We start from the raw sequence: 3,715 nt of genomic DNA, 5'->3' as shown, positions 1-3,715 counted from the left end.
GCTTGGCCTGTACCACCCACAGCAGGAAGCCCAGGTTGAGGAACAGCACGATCGGGTACGAAGCACCCATCAGCACGGCCGAGAGCATCTTGCCCTTGGCTTCGGCCACCTTCGTGGCTTCGGCGAAGGCCTTGAGCAGATCGCCCGACTGTTCACCCGCGTTGAGGATCGCGTACTCATCGAAACTGACGTACATGCGAATGGCGTCGCTGAAGCGCGAGCCGTTGGAAACCTGGCCGCTCACGTGCGACAGGATCGCGGCGATGGCGCGCTTTGGCTTCTTGCCGGCGTCGCTGTGGACGTTGTAGAGCTCGTCCAGCGCCTCGCGAAGCAGCTGGCCCGACTTGAGCAGGATGCCGAGCGTACGGTAGAGCTCTTTGCGCTTGTCGGTGCTGAAATCGAACTTGCGCAGCGCAATGTCCACGCGCTCGACGAACGACGCGCTGGAAGCGTCCATGACAGCGGCCATCAGGCAGCCCTCGCGTTGAGTTGAGGCTCATCATCGAGAAGACCGATCATCTTCTCGCCGATATCCGGGTCAACCAGGCCAGCCTCGATCTTCATCGCCAGGTGGTCCAGCTTGGTGATGCCATGCATTTCCTTGCGCCAGTAGTCACGCGCGAAGGCGGCACCCTGCTCGTTGTAGATCCGCATGAACTCCAGCGTCGGTGCGATGACTTCCGCCACCACCGTGCGACCCTTGCAGCCGGTGCCATGGCAGTTCTCGCAGCCCTGGCCCCGCACGAACACGCCCTTGACGTCGCAGCGCGCTTCCACGCGCTCCACAAGCGCCTTCGGCAGGTTCGGCCTGGCGCTGGCCCAAGGCACTTTGCAGTCCTTGCAGAGCAGGCGCACCAGCCCCTGGTTGATCAGTCCGGTCAGCACGCGCGGATCGGTGAAGATGTCTCGCTCCAGATCCCACGTGCCCAGGCGCTGCAGGATCGCCACCGCATCGTTGGCGTGCAGCGTCGTCCAAACGCCGTGGCCGGTCAGTGCTGCCTGCAGCACTACCTGGGCGGAGGACTGGTCGCGCATTTCGCCGACCATGACGACGTCGGGGTCGACGCGGAGAATGCCCTTCAGGCGCTTTTCCCAGCCATCGCTGTGCACCGGCACTTGGCTCACGCCACGCATGCGCTGTTCCGGCGGGTTCTCCAACGAGAACACCTTCAGCTCGCCGGCGAAGTTCTTGACGATGCTCTCCATCATCACGGCCAGACCCGTGGTCTTACCGCTACCGGTCGGACCACTGAAGATGTTCACGCCCGTCTTCTTCTGGGTCAGGCGCTCGAAGACCTGGATCTGCTCCGGATGGAAGCCCAGGTCCTCCAGCGTCACCGTGCCAGTCGTGCGCGGCATCAGGCGCAACACCATGTCGAAGCCGCGATCGGTAGGGATGGTGCCGACACGGCAGCCGTTGAGCTCGGCACGGCTCAGGAATTCGGTCTTGATACGAGCATCCTGGACCTGCGTGGGCTCGAACACGGGCTCGGCGACGTCGGTCATCGACTGATAGACCGTACGGGCGAGCGTGTAAGCGTCTTCCCGCTTGGAAATGCGACGGATAAACGTCAGCGCGCCGTCGATGCGGTAGCGCACGTCGGCGCCATCGCCCACGACTTCGATGTGGATGTCGCTCACGCGCCGGCGAACGCCTTCAGCGAGCATGGACAGCACTTCGTCCTGACGGACGCTGGTTTCCTCGACCGTGATCGCCGAGGACACCTGCTCGCCTTCCAGGCGCACGATGACCTGCTGCAGGAAGCCACCATCGACGGACCTGACCTTCAGGTGCACGCCCTTGCGCTGCACCGAGTCCATGTACTCCAGGACTACCGTATCGATGCGCTTGGAGCTCTCCACCAGCAGTTCGCCGTCCTCGAACAGGATCAGCTGCCCCTGCAACGCGGCAGGAGCGGGGTGAGTCCCGCCCTGGCGGCTGAGCACGGACAGATCGCGCCAGCGCTCCTGCCAACCGGGCATGCTTTGCGCCGCGGCAGGCGCCGCATGCTTGGCGGGCAGTTCGATCACATTGCTGTCAGCGTTCACGTGCTCTCCGATGCGCTTCAGCGCAGGGCTGCAGGTGCGGCGGCGGGTGCCGGCGGCGGCAGAGGCGACGGCAGCGGAGCAGCCGGCAACACGGCCGGAGCTGCTACAGGCGCGGAGTCCTGGCCGCCCGGCATGCGGATCTGCCAGCGGCGACCGTGCTTGGTCAGCACGATGTCGTTGGCCGTCAGCTTGGCCACACGGTATCCACCGATGATCGGGTCGCCCTCGCGTACTTCGACGACAGCGCCGCCATCCAGAGCAAAACGGGCATAGAGCGTGCGCTCACCGCCGAAGATGCCCAGGAACACGGGCTCTGCGTCTGCAGAGGCCGATGCGGAGGGAGCTCCCTTGGCTTCGAGCAGCGAGGCTCGCGCCTTCTCCTGCTCGGCCTTGGCCTTGATCATGATCGTCTCGGATTGCAGGTCCGAGAGCGCGCCCACGGTCTGCGCGGACACCAGCGGCGACGCACAGAGCAGCGCCAGCATCAGCAGGGTCTTACTTGCCATAGATCTCTCCGGTAATGGTCCAGGTCAGCTCGGCTTGCTCGGCCAGCCGGGTTTCGATGCTGGTGACGTACAGGCCCGTGGTATCCAAGTCCGCAAGCAACGTGCGCGGCGGCAGCTTGGTCGTGATGGTGTATTGGCTGGTGCGCCAATCAGGCGATGCTGTGGGCGCATCGGAATTCGGGTCGGGGGTGAACAGCTTCTCGGTGTAGGTGAAGGCCACGTCCCCAGCACTGCCCAGGCCCTGCATGCGCGCCGTCAGCGCGACCAGCAATGCRTTGGCCTCGTTCAACTGCGCCGGCACGTTGACAGGAGCCTCGACCGGGAAACTGACTGTGCCAGCCTCACCCGCGTCGATGATCGTGGCGGCACTGCCCATGCGCGCATTCACCGCCTCGGCGAACTGGGCCACCGTCGTGGGCGCCACCGCGGATCGACGGTAGGTCGCCACCAGGCCAGCGTTACTGCACGTGGACTGGGTGAAGATCCAGCCTCCCAAAGACAGGGGCACGAGCTGTTCCGCGGACGCGCAGCCGCGTACGACCTCGATACCGGTCGGCGCCGTCAGCCATGGCTTGGTCAGCTGCTGCGCGTTGGCCTTGCGAACGCGCTCTTGCTCCGCCGCTTCCTTGGCCTTGAGCGCCAGCTCTTCCTGCTTGGCCAGCTCGGCCGCCGCCGCAAGGGCCAGCTGCACTTCTTCGCGATGCTTCATGTACGCGTACGCACCACCGCCGCCAGCGATCACCAGCAGCAGCGCAGCCACGCCGAGCGCGCCCTTGAGGCCGAAGCCGAAGTTGATCGGACGCAGGCGGTGTTCGGCCTTCATCCCCTTCGGCTTGACCAGATCCGTCAGCTTGATTTCCTTCTCGGCGTCGAAGCTGTCAGGCCCGTAGACCTTCTTCGCCTTGGAAAACTGGACGTCGTCGCCCAACAGCGCGAACGTCTCGCGCAGCTTGTTCTGCGCTTCCTCGCGGCCGAACACGTTGTCCAGGCCCGGCATGATGCTGCCATCGGGCAGAACGCAGACGACCGCGAACGAGTCCTCATCGATCTCGAACGCACCTAGCCAGGCGTTGCCCAGGTGGCCCGCCAGGAAGGCAGCGAGCGAGTAGCTGCCCTTCAGGTGATTCAGCCCCTTGGGTGCATAGCCGGCCTGCGAGACA

At 64.9% G+C, this 3,715-nt stretch carries 4 protein-coding genes; all 4 read right to left on the bottom strand.

Going from position 1 to position 3,715, the window contains the following annotated elements; translation table 11 throughout:
- The coding region (locus tag AC04L7_RS14345; RefSeq protein WP_475513257.1) for a type II secretion system F family protein at positions 1–457 on the bottom strand (457 nt) is incomplete at its 3' end.
- Between the two features lie 11 nt (positions 458–468).
- Positions 469–2,049, bottom strand: a complete 1,581-nt coding sequence (locus AC04L7_RS14340) for a GspE/PulE family protein (RefSeq protein WP_436001376.1) — start codon at positions 2,047–2,049, stop codon at positions 469–471.
- 17 nt (positions 2,050–2,066) lie between these two features.
- Positions 2,067–2,555, bottom strand: coding sequence for a type IV pilus biogenesis protein PilP (gene pilP, locus AC04L7_RS14335; RefSeq protein ID WP_436001374.1), 489 nt, complete (start codon positions 2,553–2,555; stop codon positions 2,067–2,069).
- Positions 2,545–3,715 (bottom strand): type 4b pilus protein PilO2 (gene pilO2 / locus AC04L7_RS14330; protein WP_475513256.1); only part of this gene is annotated, 1,171 nt, incomplete at its 5' end. The genes pilO2 and pilP, both read right to left, overlap by 11 nt.

Source organism: Pseudoxanthomonas sp. LjRoot204_2, assembly GCF_056175765.1.
The sequence above is the reverse complement of the archived record's forward strand: the minus strand, read 5'-3'. Positions and strand labels throughout refer to the sequence as shown.